This window comes from Thermosipho melanesiensis BI429 (assembly GCF_000016905.1).
GTDB lineage: Bacteria > Thermotogota > Thermotogae > Thermotogales > Fervidobacteriaceae > Thermosipho > Thermosipho melanesiensis.
On the sequence record NC_009616.1, the window covers coordinates 682,952 to 698,646 of the forward strand.

The window sequence follows — 15,695 nt, forward strand, 5'->3', positions numbered from 1 at the left end:
CATTTTGGTGCGAGAGGTGGGACTTGAACCCACACGGGCGTGAGCCCACTGGATTCTAAGTCCAGCGCGTCTGCCAATTCCGCCACTCTCGCCCCTCTGGTGACCCGGGCGGGATTCGAACCCGCGGCCCCCTGATTAAAAGTCAGGTGCTCTACCGGCTGAGCTACCAGGTCAACCAACACAAACCGATTAAAATAATATCATATCATTCAAGCTCTGTCAAGTTTCTTTGAGAAAATAAAAGTAAAATCTACTTTAATTTTTTGTTTTTATCTTCATACATTTTCCTATCAGCTAAACTAATTATTTTCTCCAAACCTAATTCTTTTTCTATTTTTTGTATTCCAACAGAGCAACCTATTTCAATATTCCTACCGTCAATATTTATCTTTCTTGACAAAACTTTCTTTAATCTCTCAGATATTTTTTCTATCCCTTCATCTGTAGATTTAACAAACAATAAAAATTCATCCCCTCCAAATCTAATTAGCAAATCATCCTTTTTTGTAATCCTTTGCATTCTCTCAGTAACTATTTTCAAAACCTCATCGCCAATAAGGTGGCCAAAATTATCGTTAACAGATTTGAAATTATCCAAATCAATAAATAACACATGGCTAAATCTTTCCCAAGACACCTCTTCTAAATACTGCCTGTTATATAGGCCTGTTAAAATATCTTTATATACATTACCAAGTCTCTCGTATAACTTTAAATAATCGTACAAAATTTTCGATAATACATCTTTTGTCGTATCAAAAACAGCATCGTCTGTTTTTCTCTTTTTCCTCTTTCTATACCAATCAATATTCAAAATAGCATATACCTGTTCTTCATACACAAGTGGTATACCAACCCAAGATTTTACAGGAATATCTTTTAGTTCAATCCAACAATCTGCTTTTGTTACATCTTCTATATAAAAACTAGAAGCTGTATATATTATCTTCCTTAAATTCTTTGGTGTTTGACTTTGAAAAAATTCTCCCAAATTCTCCAAAGGATTTTCATCCAGCGCATGAGACCAAATTAAAAATCTCCACATTTTATTTTGAGGTACAAGAAGCAAAGACCATGAGTCTGCTTCCAAAATGTTTGTTATGTAATCAAAGGTTTTGTATAATCTCTTTAATTCCTCTTCTTTTCTTTCAAAAAAACGAGTAAAAATTTCAAATGACAATTTCTCATAAATCTTTCGTTTTAAGTCAAGAGAAAAACAAGAAAACTTTATACATAAATACACATATTCCCAAAATAACAGAACTAAGATAAAAATAACTAAAATAATAAAGAATATAATCAAAATCTCACCTCAAAATAAATTTCTCCTTTGTAATTTATCGTTTTAAGGTGTATAATTGTTTTGTCTTCCTTCATTATCTTAATTATATCACATTTATAAATAAAATTATCAAAGGAGGTAAACTATGCACCTCATAATGGTGGTTGTTACAGATATATTTGGTGGCTTTACTATAAACGAATATGATCCTATAGATTGGGGATCAATAGAAGATAAAAAACACTTTAGAGATCTTACCACAAAAATAGGAACAGTTATAATGGGGCGAAAAACTTTTGAAAGTATTGGAAAACCTTTAAAAGATAGATTAAATATTGTACTTACAAATAAAAATTTTAAAAATGATAAAAACATTCTCTTTCTAAAAGGCAATCCCCAAGAAATTATATCATCCCTTGAAAAGAAAAACATAAAAAGTGCCGCGGTAATTGGCGGAAAAAAAGTCTTTGAAGAATTTTTTCCATACATAGATAAAATATTTATCACAATCGAACCTATCATATTGGAAAACTCACAAAAATTATCGTTTAAAAGAGAGAATTTTAAATTAATAACCACAAATGTTCTAAATGAAAGAGGAACAATAGTTCTCGAATATGAAAAACTACCCTAAAAATACCTTTTTTAATTTTTTAGGTTCCAATCGAAATTTTGCACCTTCTCCTTGCAAAAAATGATGTTTTTCAAGTAAATGTATGGAAAGTTCACTATACATTATTTTTTCCTTGTTTTCTAAATTCTCAATCGTAACCACCTTTTTTCTGAAAATTCCATCCTCAAATGGACAAGGAATAAATCCCCGAGCTTCGTAAACAAATATTTCAAAATTTCCATGTTTTATTGGCTCACCTAATCCCTTTTCTCCAATTCTTAAAAACTTCCTCATAATTTTGGCAATATATTCAAAATCCAAACCTAATTTAGCCATTTCCCTTTCATCATCCATGATTATATCCATCAAACCTCTATCATCGTCACCTAAAAAACCCTCGGCAGTTATTACACCAGGTCTCATATTTTCTTGTGCTTTAATCATCTCCGGAGGCATTTTCATATTTTCAACTCCTTATGCAAATTTATCATAATAAACCTCATTTATTCCATGTTTTCTCATCAAGGTTTCACAAGCATTTATCATACCAGGACTCCCACATAAATATCCTTCTTTCTCATTTTCTTTGTCAATAACTGTTTCTATATACTTAACCATAACATCTGTTATTACCCCAACTTCCCCTTTCCAATCGCCATGTGGTTCAGAAAGAGCTGGAATAAAATGGAATTTATCCCATTTCTTTTCAAGTTCCTTAAACATATCTACATAAAATAAATCTTTTTCCGTTCTTGCACCAAAAAAGTACCAAACATTTCTATCAAGAATACCCCTTTCATACATGTCAAAAATTATAGATTTTATTGGAGCCATTCCAGAACCTCCTGCAACACATATCATATCTTTTTGAGTGTCTCTCATGTAAAATTCTCCAAAAGGTCCTATAACTTCAAGTTCATCACCAACTTTTAAATAATTGTGAACATAAGTTGTTGCAATACCACCAGGCACCAATCTTATAAGCAGTTCTATTTCATCCTTTTTACTAGGTGTAGATGCTATAGAGTACGCCCTTTGGGTAGGTTGTTTTATTTTTTCATACGGTGGAATAACTACTTGAACATATTGCCCCGCCTTAAAATTGATCTCTTCTGATAACTTCAATCTAACTTCTTTTATGTCATGTGTTACATTATTTAATGATATAACCTTAACTTTAAATTTCTTTACGTTAAATAACTCTTCAGGAAGTTCTATCTTTATATCTTTTTTCACTTTTATTTGACAAGATAATCTAATATTCTCAGATAATTCTTCCTTTGACATATAGGGTAGTTCTGTTGGTAAATAATCTCCTACATCACTTAACACTTTTACCTTACATGCTCCACAACTTCCACGTCCACCACATGCAGATGGAATAAATATATTTTCCTCAGCAAGGGTAAATAAAAGGGGCTTTCCTCCTTGTACTTTTAATTTTCTTTTACCGTTATTGATATCTATCTCCACTTCACCGTAATTATTAACAATTGCATCAACAATTACAATAAAACTTGAAAGTACAGCAGATATTAATCCAACTATTAAAGGAGCAAAAAATACATCCATACTCTCACCTCATTGCACATTAATCATACCAGCAAAACCTATAAAAGCCATAGCCATAATACCTATTGTTATCAACGTAATACCAACACCTTTTAAAGGAGCAGGAACGGGTGCTTTATCAACTTTTATTCTTATTGCAGCAAGTAAAACTATTGCAAGCCACCAACCAATCCCTGAACCTAAACCAAAAAATACAGATTGAATTAAAGAATAATTTCTAAGTTGCATAAAGAGAACAACACCCAAAATTGCACAGTTAACAGTAATAAGTGGTAAAAATATACCAAGACTTATATACAAATTTGGTGAGACTCTGTCTATAACCATTTCAAGAATTTGGACCACCGAGGCTATAACCACAATGTAAACAATGTAACGCAAATATTCTATATTAAAAGAAACAATTATATACTTTTCAACAATCCAGTTTAGAACTGTAGCTATTGTCATTACCATTGTCACAGCCATCCCAAGACCATTGGAAGATTTTAACGACTTTGAAATAGAAATAAACGAACACATACCAAGGAAATTGGAAAGAAGTATATTACTTGTAAAAATGGAAGCAAAAAATAAGACAAAAGGATTTATATTAGGCATTATCACCACTCCTTCCCTTTACAATCCAAATAAACAAGGCGAGCATAAAAAACGCACTTGGTGGCATTACCATTATCGTCCAATTTACAAAACCCTCTGGCATAACTCTATATCCAAAGATCGTTCCAAATCCCAAAAGTTCTCTAAAAAACGCTATCACCATCAACACTAACATATATCCTAATCCACTAGTAACTCCATCCCAAAAAGAAAGTAACGGAGAATTAGACTGTGCAAATGCTTCCGCTCTCCCCATAATTATGCAGTTTGTTATAATTAAGCCTACATATGGTCCCAGGGCTTTACTTACATCTGGAAGATAAACCCTAAGAATTATATCTACTATTATCACATAAAAAGATATTATTAAAACCTGCGTAATCATTCTTACTTTAGAGAGAATTAATGATTTAAGAAGGGACACGGTAAGATTCGAAAACCCCGTAACAAGTAAAACTCCTATTGTCATTATCAAAGTATTCTTCAAATTATTAGTAATAGCAAGCGTTGAACAGATTCCCAAAACAAGCACAAATACGGGGTTTTCATACCATACGTTTTTTAAAAATACCTCTTTGTACTTATTCATTTTGGTCCCCCCTTAAAATATCTCTAACTTCCTTTATCGTGTCATTTATTACCTTTACAAAAAATTTCGAAGTCAACGTAGCACCTGTTATTGCATCAACCTTGTAATCCTGTATCCCTCCATTCTTCCCAGATTTTTGTACAATTAAATCTTTGTCAATCTTTTTTCCCCTAAACTGTTCTTTAAACCAATCTTCCTCTATTCTTCCCCCAAGACCTGGTGTCTCATTTTGTGAAATAATATCAATTCCTACAATTTTTTCAACGTTTTCATCTAACGCAATTGCACCTGTTATTGTCCCCCATAGACCATTGCCTGAAAAAATGTAAACATATACCTTCTTTTTACCATCTAAATTGACAACATAAAATTCATTCCCTGCTTTTCTTAATATACTGACACTCTTTTCGTATCTTAAAATTGCTTCATCTTCATTATTGAAATTTATCCCCGCTGCATTTAAAATTGCCCTTACTTTTAAAAATTCTTCATTAGTTTTAACTTTACCTGTTGTGATGTAGTTAATATAAGATAACACCAAAACAAAAAGAAAAGTAACGGTAAATGTAAATAGAACAACATAAAATCTATTATCCGTTTTCATTTTTTCACCTTCTTTGTCAAAAAGTCAAGAAGGGGAGCAAATGTATTTCCAAGTAATATCGCAAAACTTGTACCTTCTGAAAACAAAGAAAAACTTCTTATCACCGCAATAGAAGTCCCTATTATTAATCCGTAAATTATCTGTGCCTTTTTGTTTTTTGGTGCAGTAATAGGATCTGTTGCTATAAATACAGAAACAAATATTAAACTTCCTGATAAAATTGCAAGTAAAAATGGCATTTTTCCTAAAAATAAATCAAATAATAAAATAAAGGCAGATGCAGAAAGAAAGGTAGAAAGCATTATTCTAAAACTTGCCGTTCTCGTAACAATAAGATATATTGCTCCTAATAATATCAGAAACATTGCACCTTCACCAAAAGAACCTGCCCTTAAACCAAGAAATAGCTTTGCTATATCAACACTACCTCCATAACGTAAAATAGCAAGTGGTGTTGCTGAAGTAATAGCATCTTTTCCAAATGATCCAAACTTTGCCACTAACCAACCACTTGTCATAAAAGTCGGAAATGTAACATATACAAATAGCCTTCCAGTAATAGCAGGATTAAATACATTCCTTCCAAATCCACCGTATGCTTCTTTTGCAATAGCTATTCCAAATACTATTCCTATAACCGCAATCCACCATGGAACATTAGGTGGCAAAGATAATGTATAAAGCATACAACTTACTAGCACTGCTTCTGAAACCTTTTTATTCTTTCGTTTTTCAAACAAATATTCTGTTAAAATCCCTGCTGTAAATATCAAAATACTTAAAAAAACAAGCCTAAAACCATAGAATAAAAATGCATATATGTATATGGGAAATAAAGCATAAATAACCCTTCGCATCATAGGTTGCTTTTGAAAGAAATGCATTATCCCCCTCCTAAGATTTTTTTCAACTATATTTTAACATATAATTAACCAAAAACTCAACATTGTTAACTTTAAGCAAAAAAATATCCCCATCTACGATGGGGATTTACTCTATCTTATTTTTTATATCTTTTATTTTAGAAATACTATCTTTATGTGATACTATTAAATACTCATCTGTTTCTATTACTACTAGGTCATTTACTCCGTTTAAAATTGTCTTTTTCTTGCTTTTCACAATATTTCTCTTTGAATCAAAATAATGTATGTTCTGAGAAATAACGTTTCCATCTTCATCTTTCTCACTGTACCTTTCAACCGCTATCCAACTTCCCACATCATCCCAACCAAAATCTACAGGAATAACATAGATATTTTTTGCATGTTCCATTATTCCAAAATCCACTGAAATCTTATCAACCTTTTTATATGCTATTTTTAACTCTTCATATAGGTCTTTTTTATCAAAAACATTTTTTAAAATACCATAGGTATTTGGTAAAAATTCTTTAGTATTTTTCAATATCGTGTCAATTTTCCAGACAAAAATTCCCGCATTCCAAAGATACTTTCCTTCATTCACATACCTTTCAGCAGTTAATTTATCCGGTTTTTCCACAAATCTTTCAACCTTTAAAATGGATTCGTTAATCTTTACATCTTCTCCCAAAAATTTTATATATCCATATCCAGTTTCCGGCCTATCTGGCTTTATACCCAGTGTAACTATAACATCCTCTTTTGCCTCAACAAATTCAAAGGAAAGAGATAACGTTTTTCTAAAAACCTCAACATCTCTTACAAGATGATCTGCTGGAAATACAGCAAGGTTAACATTACCGTATATTTTTTTTATATAAAACGCAGATAACGCAATACAAGGAGCGGTATTTCTCCCCTCAGGTTCTACTATTATATTTTTCTCTGGTAAATTCGGTAGTTGTTTTTTTACAAGATTTACATATTTTTCCCCTGTAACAATAAAAATATTTTCTATAGGAAGAAATCCGTCTAAGCGATCAACAGTTTGTTGAATCATTGTCTTTTCGCCAAATAGATTGATAAATTGTTTTGGTTTTTCATCAGTAGAATAGGGCCAAAACCTTTCACCTTTCCCTCCTGCCATTATAAGGGCGCAATTCAATATTTATCACCTCCAAAACTATTTTAACACACTAGCTTTTTCCTTTTCAATTTTTCTCTTTATTAATCTGTCAATTACAGGTCCCCAATCACTTATAATTGCTAAATTAGCCATCTTAATTATAGGTGCATTTTTATCTTTATTAATCGCTATAATAAAACTATTTTCATGAATACCTGCAAGGTGTTGTATTGTTCCAGATATTCCTATTGCAAAATAAATTTTGGGTCTTACAGTTTTTCCCGTTTGCCCCACTTGTTTTTCCTTTTCTATCCAGCCATTTTCCACTGCTACCCTTGAACCCGCAACCACTCCACCTATTAAATTAGCAAATTCCTTTAACTTTTCAAAACCTTCTTTAGAACCTACTCCTCTACCTCCACTAACTATTATTTCCGCTTTTGTAATATCCGTTTCTTTTAAACCTTTTTCAATCACTTCTTCTATTTTTATCCTAGATTCTTTGTAATCAATTTTAACTTTTTCAACCTTTCCCAACTTTTTATTTTCCCTTTTTTCAAAAACATTTGGTCTTACCGTAACCATTTGAGGTCTATGTTTTTCACAAATAATAGTAGCCATTAAATTTCCACCAAAAGCAGGTCGTGTCATATAAATTAAACCATCATTTACTTCAAGATTAGTACAATCCGCAGTTAAACCTGTATTCAAACGAGCGGCAATACGTGGTGCAAGTTCCCTTCCAAGTTGTGTTGCTCCTAGTAAAAATATTTCCGGGCTTTCTTTTTTTACTATTTTACATATCACATCAGTATATACTTCAAGGTTATAACTTCCAACATTTTCAACCAAAATAACTCTATCTGCACCGTAATTAAAAAGCACTTCTGCATCCTCAGAATTTCCAAGCACCAATGCCACGACTTCCATACCATGAAATTCTGAGGCCTTTGATATTAATTCATAACTTACAGGATGTAATTTTTCTTTATCGCTCTGGCAATAAACCATAACCATTTTACATCCCCCCTATACTAGATAAAATCTCCTCTATTTTTTCAATACCCTCATTTAAATCTGTTTCAACAATTTCACATTTTTTATTAACAATTTTGGTAAAAGTCTTTTTTACTTTAGTTGGAGAACCTAAAAGTCCCACTTCTTCCTTTTTAAATCCAAAAACTTTGTTATCCAAAACAACTATCTTCTTAGAATAACAACTAAATATTCCACTTAAACTCATATATCTAGGAATATTAATCTCTTTTGAACAAGTAATCAAACACGGTAATTCCGTAGATAAAATTTCTATCTTTTCATCCAATTCTCTTTTCACAAAAACCCTTTTTTCGTTTATAGAAATATCAATTACATATGCAATACTTGGTATCCCTAAATGTTCTGCTAATTCAACTCCCACTTGTGCTGTATCTCCATCTATTGCTTGCCTACCCGTTAAAATTAAATCAAAACCAATTAATCGTGCGGCTTTTGCAAGTATCTTACTGGTAACTAACGTATCTGCTCCAGCAAACAACGGATCAGTTATTAAATAACACATATCGGCACCCATTGCATAACTTTCCCTTAAAATTTCTTCCGCAGAAGGTGGCCCCATAGTTATAACAATAACCTTTGCGCCTAATTGTTCCTTTAGCCTTAAAGCTACCTCCAATGCATTTTTATCCTCTGGATTCATTATTGAACTAACGTTATCTCTTATCAGCGTACCTTTTTCTTTATCTATCTTTACCTCTGATGTATCGGGGACTTGTTTTGCAAAAACTATTACTTTCATACAATTACCTCCTTAAATATTGATTTGCAATAACCATCTTTTGCACTTCATTTGTTCCTTCATAAATTTGAGTAATCTTTGCATCTCTCATCATTCTCTCAATGGGATAATCTTTCATATATCCATAACCACCAAAAATTTGAACAGCTTGAGTTGTCACAAACATAGCATTATCAGATGCAAACTTCTTTGCCATAGAAGCATCCGCACTCTTTAATAGTCCTTTATCTTTTTTTAACGCCGCATCGTATACTAATAATTTCGCAGCACGTGTATTTGTAATCATCTCAGCAATATACCATTGCAAACCTTGAAAACTACTTAAAGGTCTATTAAATTGTTTTCGTTCTTTTACATATTTCAACACCTCATCAATCGCACCTTCCGCAATTCCCAATGCTTGTGCAGCAACACCTATTCTCCCACCATCTAGTGTTTTTAACGCAATCTTAAATCCTTCACCTTCTGCACCTAAAAGGTTTTCTTTTGGAACCATACAATTTTCTAAAACAATCTCCGTTGTCATAGAACCTCTTATTCCCATCTTTTCTTCAACCTTTCCTATTTTAAAACCTTCAAAATCCTTTTCCACAATAAATGCACTAATATCCTTAGTTCCCAACTCTCTATTAGTCGTAGCAAAAACAATATATATATCTGCAACCCCTCCGTTTGTTACAAAAATCTTCGTACCATTTAATATGTAATTTTCGCCCTGCAGCTTCGCAGTAGTTTGCTGATTTGCCGCATCGGTCCCTGCATTAGGCTCTGTCAAAGCAAAAGCACCAATTTTTGCACCCTTAACCAATGGAATTAGATATTTTCTTTTTTGAAAATCATTTCCAAATCTATATATAGGCTCACAACATAAAGATGTATGTGCTGATAAAATTATTGCAGTAGTTGCACATACCTTTGCAAGTTCTTCTACTGCCAAGATATAAGTTAGATAATCCCCTCCAGCTCCTCCTACTTCATTTGGAAAGGGAATTCCCATCATTCCAATTTGTCCCATTTTCTTTACTGTCTCAAAAGGAAAATATTCTTCTTCGTCTACTTGTTTAGCTATAGGTTTTACTTCTCTTTCGGCAAACTCTTTAAAAAGCTTTTGCGCAAGTTTTTGCTCTTTCGTCATTAAGTATTCCATGCAACCCCTCCCATGAGAAAAAATTAACAAACAATTATTTTAGTATATTTCCACATATTTACCATTCACATCTATTATTCTACATTTATATTTAAAACCATATGTTATATCGTGAATAAAATCACGTAAAAAATACATTTCGCTTGTCGACGAACTGTTAACAAAATAAAAACATATCAATTAATACTAGAATCCTTATTTTTTACTTTTAAATTAAAATATTATAATGTATAATAATATAAAAATCCCCAGGGGTGGTTATATGTTTGAAATTATTCCATCTAATGAAAGGATAAAAATAAAAAAATCTCATGGTAAACTCTCTACAGAAGAAATTAAAAAACTATTAATGGATTTAGCCTCTTATGGTGTTAAAGTAAATTTCAATTCCATAAGAAATTTTTCATTAAAAGAAGATGCAGATGAAATGACCTTAAAAATCGAAAAAATACAAATTACAATTTCTGCCGATGAAATGGAAGCATATGTAAAGCTCAACTCAAAAGATATTACTTTTAATGAAATCATAGAATCAATTGAAAAAGAGGGAATTTGTTATGGAATTTTGGAAAACGAAATAAAAAGTGCATTAACTGAAGGAAAAGAAAAATTTCCAATAGCAAAAGGAAAAGAACCAAAAAATGGAAAAGATGGTTACCTTATTTTTCATGTAGAATTACCCAATAAAAAGGTAAGGGAAAACTCCAAAGAAGGAAAAATAGATTTTTACAATCTTGATATATTCAAATTTGTAAAAAAGGACCAAGTGCTTGCAGAAATCATTCCACCAACCCCTGGCGAAGATGGAATGACTGTACTAGGAAGAAAAATAAAAGCAACATTAGGAAAAAAGGCTACGTATACCTTGGATAAAAACACATTTATAGATGGTAATTACATTAAATCAAAAATAGATGGTGTTTTTAGTTTTGAAGAAGGAAAATTCACGGTTTCACCTGTACTTTTAATAGATGGTGATGTTGATTTGAGTACAGGAAATATTAATTCAGATATAACAGTACAAATTATGGGATGGGTTAGAAATGGGTTTAAGATTAGTTCTAAGAAAGACATAATAATTGAAGGTGGTGTAGAAAAAGACGTTGTTTTAAATGCTCAGGGAAGTATTGTAATTAAAGGTGGTGTATTTGGAGGACCTAAGAGTGAAATTTTTTGTAAAAAAAATTTGTACTCAAAATTTCTCCAAGATTTAAAGGCAGTTGTTGAAGGAGACATATATGTAAATGATTACGTAATTAACTGCAACATTCAAAGCAATGGTTCTTTATTTTTAAGTACAAACAACGGTAAATTAATAAACACAAACATTTCTCTTAAATATGCAGCATATGTAAAAGAATTAATAGGTGGAAAAAAGAAAATTAAAATAAAAGGTTTTTCAAGAAAAGAACTCTTAAAACTTATAAATTCATATATGAACGAAAAAACAAAACTAAAAAAGATAATGGTTGATTGGTCCCTAAAAATTAAAAATAACGTACTTGAAATTGCAAAATTAAAAGCAGAAGGAGATGATTTTACACATCTTGTTATTGAACAACAGCGTTTATCGAACGGATACAAAAGAATGTTAGAAACATATTCAAAACTAGAGGATAAAATAAACCAAATAAAGGAAATTTTGCTCCATGTCAAAGGAGAAGGTGCTATATATATCCTCAACAAAGCAGTTGATTTAAAAACCACGTTAAAAACTGTCCCCCTTGAAATAACAGAAATCAAAAACTCTGTAATCTATATTGATGAAAATGAAGAGGTGAAAAAAGAATGATTAAAAATCTACACAAGTTCTCAGAAGTTTTCGGTACCGTTCTTATAGATGAATTTTTAATGAATTCTTTCAAATATACTGTTGTTTTAAGAAAAATCAACAACAATTGGAACATAAGTTATGTAAATGAAGTTTTAGTCGAAGATTTTGTATTCAACAGTTTAGAAGATGCAAAAAAGAACTTTTCCTTCTTACCATTAATATACGAAATTGGAAATGTTGTTATTTTTTCAAAAGAACCTTTACCTAAAGAGTTATTAGAGATATACAAGAAATCCGAACAATTTGCCGCTCTTTTTAATATAGAAGAAAGACTAACAAAATTCTCTTATCAAATAAGCGGAATAGGAGCAATAATTTCGTCACTAACTGAACCCCTACCCATCGATTTAATGCTTCCACTTCTTGCAGAGACTGTAAGTGAGTTGTTTTTAACACCTGTTGGTGTATATAAATTAGTAAAAAATAAAGGAACACTTACCTACTACTCAGGCAAAAATATATTTGAAAAAGAAATCGAAATAAATCTAAACGCAAACTATTACTTTGGAAAATTTTTTAACAACAAATATGGTTTTATCTTTAAAGAGAAAAATTATGACACTTTTTACGTTATTTTAGGAAGGGAAAAACTAGATTTAGAAGAACAAAGTATTTTAAATGCCATTGGAATTGTTTTTCAGAAAGGTAGAGAACTTTTAAACACTACTGAAGTTTACAATCAAACTGAACGACTACTGAATCAATATGAATTCATACTTAAATCCTTATCTGAATTTTCTTTACACGTATTATCATCAACAAATTTTGAAGAACTAAAATCTAATATAACAGACTATATATCAGAAATATACCAAAGTAAGTATGTCCTCCTCTATGAAGGAAAAGAGAATTTCACACTAAAATTTTCAAAACAACTGGAAAAACTTAGTTTCCCAAAAATTGTAAATAAAAAAGAACTAGAAAATATAATTAAAAATTCTCTTGATTACTATAAATTTAAAATACTAGGCAACGAAATCTACATAATACTAGGCGAAGAAATTTTACCAGATTTTTTGGATAAACAAATAAAAACTACACTTAAAGAAATAATATCAACAGAAATATTAAGGGCTATTGAAAATGTCTTAAGCCATCAACAGCTACTTAAAGAAAAAGCTAAAGTAGAATTTTACAACACCACAATTTCTTTCCTAATAGAAAATTTCCTTTCTTTAAAAGAAATGCAACCAGAAAAGATACTAGAAATCTTTGAATCTTACAGTTCAAGCTTTTTTCCTTTTACCATCAAAGGAGTCTCATTATACAACAACTATTTCTTTGGAAAAACAAAAGCTCTCAAGGCAATTGAAATTAAAAACCTAACAACGCCAATAGGAAAAGTTTTTTATGAATCAAAAAGAGATTTATCCTTTGAAGAAAAATCTTTGCTTGTATTTTCAAGCATAATTGTTTTAAGTGCGGTGGAAGATTCTTTTGTGTTTGGCAATAAGGAAATCAAGAAAGAAAATATACTTGAAATAGCAAAACTAAAGTACTTTAGATATTATCTTGAAAAACCAAAAATAATTGAAGGTGAACATGAACTGAGTGTTATCACCATTAAATTTGAAGATAAAACATACAGTATTCTTCCTGAGATGTTCCTAATTTAAAAAAGATAAGCCCAAAGATGGGCTTATCTTTATTCGCTCAATACTATGTATCTTGTCTTTAGCTCCTCCATACTTTCAATAAACTTTTCCTTATCAGTAATTTTTTCTTTTACAACCAAAATTAACTCATCACAAAGCTTTTTTAAAAGTGGTATACTGGAAGAATCAGAACCTGGAAGATTTATTATCACATAGTTAAACTCTTCCTTAAATCTCCTCATCAACTCTTCAAAATCTTCTGAAATTAAAATATCGTTTACATTTTCTCTCCCTTTAATTATTAAATAAAGATTTTCTTCCACCTTTTGTATATCATTATTTTTCTTTAGCACTTCGACAAGAGTTTTTCCACCATTAACATCAAAGATTTTATACATACTATTCTCAAAATCTAAAAGCAAAGTTTTTTTACCACTTTTTGCAAAAAATCCCGCAAAATTTGCACTAAAAATCTCCTTTTCTCTAAAACTTCCAACAGATGTTATGCCTATAACATTTGGATTACTATCACTAACAATCTTCATAGCAATTTTTTCAACTAAATTTGAATATCTTGAACCAGGCGCTTTAAAAATGGAAAGGTTCATATCTGGTTCAACTAAAACAATAGGTTTTTTTCCAATTGTTTTTTCTACATCAAACCAATCTCTTATTTTTTTATCCCTTGCTTCTGCTACAAAAACAAATAAAATTCCAATAAATATTCCCAACACTCCACCAATTGCAAGTGTTAATTTCTTATTTGGTTTTGACGGCTTTTCAGGAATAAATGGTTCATCTACGATTATTGGTGCATTAAAATTAAAACCAGCTGTGGATAATTTCAACTCTTCCAATTTTGTCTTTAACAAAATGTAAGCATTTTGTTTTAACTGATAATCTCTTTCAAGATTTATATATTCCATTTCTATATCAGGTAGCTCTTTCAATTTTTCTTCAAACTTTGCTCTTAATTTTACAAGTGATTCTAAATTTGCTTTTGAAATTTCCAACGCAGCTTGTGTTTCAACCAATTGAGTATAAATATTTGAAAGTACTGGATCATCCATATTAAAACTACTTTTTACAATGTTATCAATCTCTTCTTTTATCTTTTTTTCTATTTCATTTATCTTAACTTCAATCTCTTTTACCTCTATGGAATCTGGAGAATATTTTTGAAGAAGTCCTTGATATTCTATTTGATATTCTACAAGCTTTTCTCTTAACAAAGAAATCACAGGACTATTGGGAACGTAATCTAATTTACTTATAAGTTCTTTAAATTGAGAAATAGATGATTTAAGATTTTCAAATTTTATCTTTAAACCAGTAAGTTCAAGCTGAGCAGAATAGTATTTTTTATCAAACTCTGCTAAATTATCAACTAGCAGTTCAGCTTCTTTCGACGGTAATATAGATTTTTCCTTCTTAAATTTCTTCAACCTTTCTTCCACTTTCTCTAACTCTTTTTCTGTTTGAGGAAGTTGTTTTTCAATAAATTCAACCATATAGGTATTTTGATCTTTATTAAGTTCTTTTGAAACCTCTGTATACGCCTCTAATATTTTTTTAGAAAGTTTATATGCCATTTCTTTGTCATCCAGGCTTACTTTTATTTCTACAAAAGAAGTATCTTTTACTGTTTCAACCGAAATTACTTCTTCTTGCAATTTATCAATAACTGAATTTAAGGTTAATTTTTCTTTGCCTTCTTCATCTTTTATCTTACTTTTAAAATAATCCATAAGATTAAGGTCTTTAATAACTTTTTGCAAAGTTCTTCTACTCTTTATCAATTCCATCTCATCTGAAACACCTAGTGAAGTCATTCCACCACCAAGCATCAAAGCTGCCGCTCCAGACAAAGAACTCAAAGATGGAGAAGAAGATTTAGATGGAATCTTTATCTTCACGCTAACTTCGTAAATAGGAGTTGCAAAAAATACAAGGTAAACACCCGTTGCAACTATTGTTAAAACAAAAACCATCCAAAACCACAATTGTCTTTTTTTAAATATATGTAAAATATCCGATAATGTAAGTTCTTCTACTTGATTTTCCATAATTTT

General features: G+C 30.8%; 15 protein-coding genes and 2 tRNA genes. 3 read left to right on the forward strand and 14 right to left on the reverse strand.

The window, feature by feature from the left end; all coding sequences use genetic code 11:
• Positions 1 to 5: 5 nt before the first annotated feature.
• The 3 genes from TMEL_RS03415 to TMEL_RS03425 form a co-directional block, all read right to left on the reverse strand.
• Positions 6 to 92 (reverse strand) — tRNA-Leu (locus tag TMEL_RS03415).
• Between the two features lie 5 nt (positions 93 to 97).
• Positions 98 to 173: transfer RNA gene (locus TMEL_RS03420), tRNA-Lys, on the reverse strand.
• Positions 174 to 250: 77 nt separating this feature from the next.
• Positions 251 to 1,303, reverse strand: a complete 1,053-nt coding sequence (locus tag TMEL_RS03425; protein WP_041425955.1) for a sensor domain-containing diguanylate cyclase — start codon at positions 1,301 to 1,303, stop codon at positions 251 to 253.
• A 124-nt stretch (positions 1,304 to 1,427) separates the two neighbouring features.
• On the opposite strand from TMEL_RS03425, the gene TMEL_RS03430 reads away from it, so the two are divergent.
• The gene (locus tag TMEL_RS03430; RefSeq protein WP_012056871.1) at positions 1,428 to 1,916 is read left to right on the forward strand and encodes a dihydrofolate reductase; all 489 of its coding nucleotides are present in this window, start codon (positions 1,428 to 1,430) and stop codon (positions 1,914 to 1,916) included.
• Here the strand turns inward: TMEL_RS03430 and TMEL_RS03435 are convergent.
• The 10 genes from TMEL_RS03435 to TMEL_RS03480 all read right to left on the reverse strand — a co-directional run bounded on the left by TMEL_RS03435 (position 1,908) and on the right by TMEL_RS03480 (position 10,194).
• Positions 1,908 to 2,357: a hypothetical protein gene (locus TMEL_RS03435; protein WP_012056872.1), complete on the reverse strand. Its 450-nt coding sequence runs from the start codon at positions 2,355 to 2,357 to the stop codon at positions 1,908 to 1,910. The genes TMEL_RS03430 and TMEL_RS03435 overlap by 9 nt on opposite strands.
• A 12-nt stretch (positions 2,358 to 2,369) precedes the next feature.
• Positions 2,370 to 3,467, reverse strand: a complete 1,098-nt coding sequence (locus TMEL_RS03440; RefSeq protein WP_012056873.1) for an NADH:ubiquinone reductase (Na(+)-transporting) subunit F — start codon at positions 3,465 to 3,467, stop codon at positions 2,370 to 2,372.
• A gap of 9 nt (positions 3,468 to 3,476) precedes the next feature.
• On the reverse strand, positions 3,477 to 4,067 hold the full coding sequence (locus TMEL_RS03445) for an electron transport complex protein RnfA (protein WP_012056874.1): 591 nt from the start codon (positions 4,065 to 4,067) through the stop codon (positions 3,477 to 3,479).
• Positions 4,060 to 4,656: an NADH:ubiquinone reductase (Na(+)-transporting) subunit D gene (locus TMEL_RS03450; protein ID WP_012056875.1), complete on the reverse strand. Its 597-nt coding sequence runs from the start codon at positions 4,654 to 4,656 to the stop codon at positions 4,060 to 4,062. The genes TMEL_RS03445 and TMEL_RS03450 overlap by 8 nt, the downstream gene beginning before the upstream one ends.
• A complete protein-coding gene (locus TMEL_RS03455; protein ID WP_012056876.1) occupies positions 4,649 to 5,260 on the reverse strand; it encodes an FMN-binding protein in 612 nt (203 codons plus the stop codon). Before TMEL_RS03455 ends, TMEL_RS03450 begins: the two co-directional genes overlap by 8 nt.
• Entirely contained in the window at positions 5,257 to 6,144 is an 888-nt protein-coding gene (locus TMEL_RS03460) for an RnfABCDGE type electron transport complex subunit D (protein WP_012056877.1), read from the reverse strand. Before TMEL_RS03460 ends, TMEL_RS03455 begins: the two co-directional genes overlap by 4 nt.
• 106 nt (positions 6,145 to 6,250) lie before the next feature.
• Positions 6,251 to 7,288, reverse strand: a complete 1,038-nt coding sequence (locus TMEL_RS03465) for a mannose-1-phosphate guanylyltransferase (protein WP_012056878.1) — start codon at positions 7,286 to 7,288, stop codon at positions 6,251 to 6,253.
• 18 nt (positions 7,289 to 7,306) lie between these two features.
• Positions 7,307 to 8,266, reverse strand: coding sequence for an electron transfer flavoprotein subunit alpha/FixB family protein (locus tag TMEL_RS03470; RefSeq protein WP_041425956.1), 960 nt, complete (start codon positions 8,264 to 8,266; stop codon positions 7,307 to 7,309).
• A 1-nt stretch (position 8,267) separates the two neighbouring features.
• Positions 8,268 to 9,047 (reverse strand): electron transfer flavoprotein subunit beta/FixA family protein, encoded by a 780-nt coding sequence (locus TMEL_RS03475; protein WP_012056880.1) that lies wholly within the window; start codon positions 9,045 to 9,047, stop codon positions 8,268 to 8,270.
• A gap of 4 nt (positions 9,048 to 9,051) precedes the next feature.
• A complete protein-coding gene (locus tag TMEL_RS03480; protein ID WP_012056881.1) occupies positions 9,052 to 10,194 on the reverse strand; it encodes an acyl-CoA dehydrogenase in 1,143 nt (380 codons plus the stop codon).
• Positions 10,195 to 10,456: 262 nt separating this feature from the next.
• Here TMEL_RS03480 and TMEL_RS03485 point away from each other — a divergent pair, with 262 nt between their 5' ends.
• Positions 10,457 to 11,986 carry a FapA family protein gene (locus tag TMEL_RS03485; RefSeq protein ID WP_012056882.1) on the forward strand — a complete coding sequence of 510 codons (1,530 nt, stop codon included), beginning with the start codon at positions 10,457 to 10,459 and terminating at the stop codon, positions 11,984 to 11,986.
• The gene (locus TMEL_RS03490; RefSeq protein WP_012056883.1) at positions 11,983 to 13,644 is read left to right on the forward strand and encodes a hypothetical protein; all 1,662 of its coding nucleotides are present in this window, start codon (positions 11,983 to 11,985) and stop codon (positions 13,642 to 13,644) included. The genes TMEL_RS03485 and TMEL_RS03490 overlap by 4 nt, the downstream gene beginning before the upstream one ends.
• Before the next feature lie 29 nt (positions 13,645 to 13,673).
• Here TMEL_RS03490 and TMEL_RS03495 read toward each other — a convergent pair whose 3' ends face one another.
• Positions 13,674 to 15,689, reverse strand: a complete 2,016-nt coding sequence (locus tag TMEL_RS03495; protein WP_012056884.1) for an exopolysaccharide transport family protein — start codon at positions 15,687 to 15,689, stop codon at positions 13,674 to 13,676.
• Positions 15,690 to 15,695 lie beyond the last annotated feature (6 nt).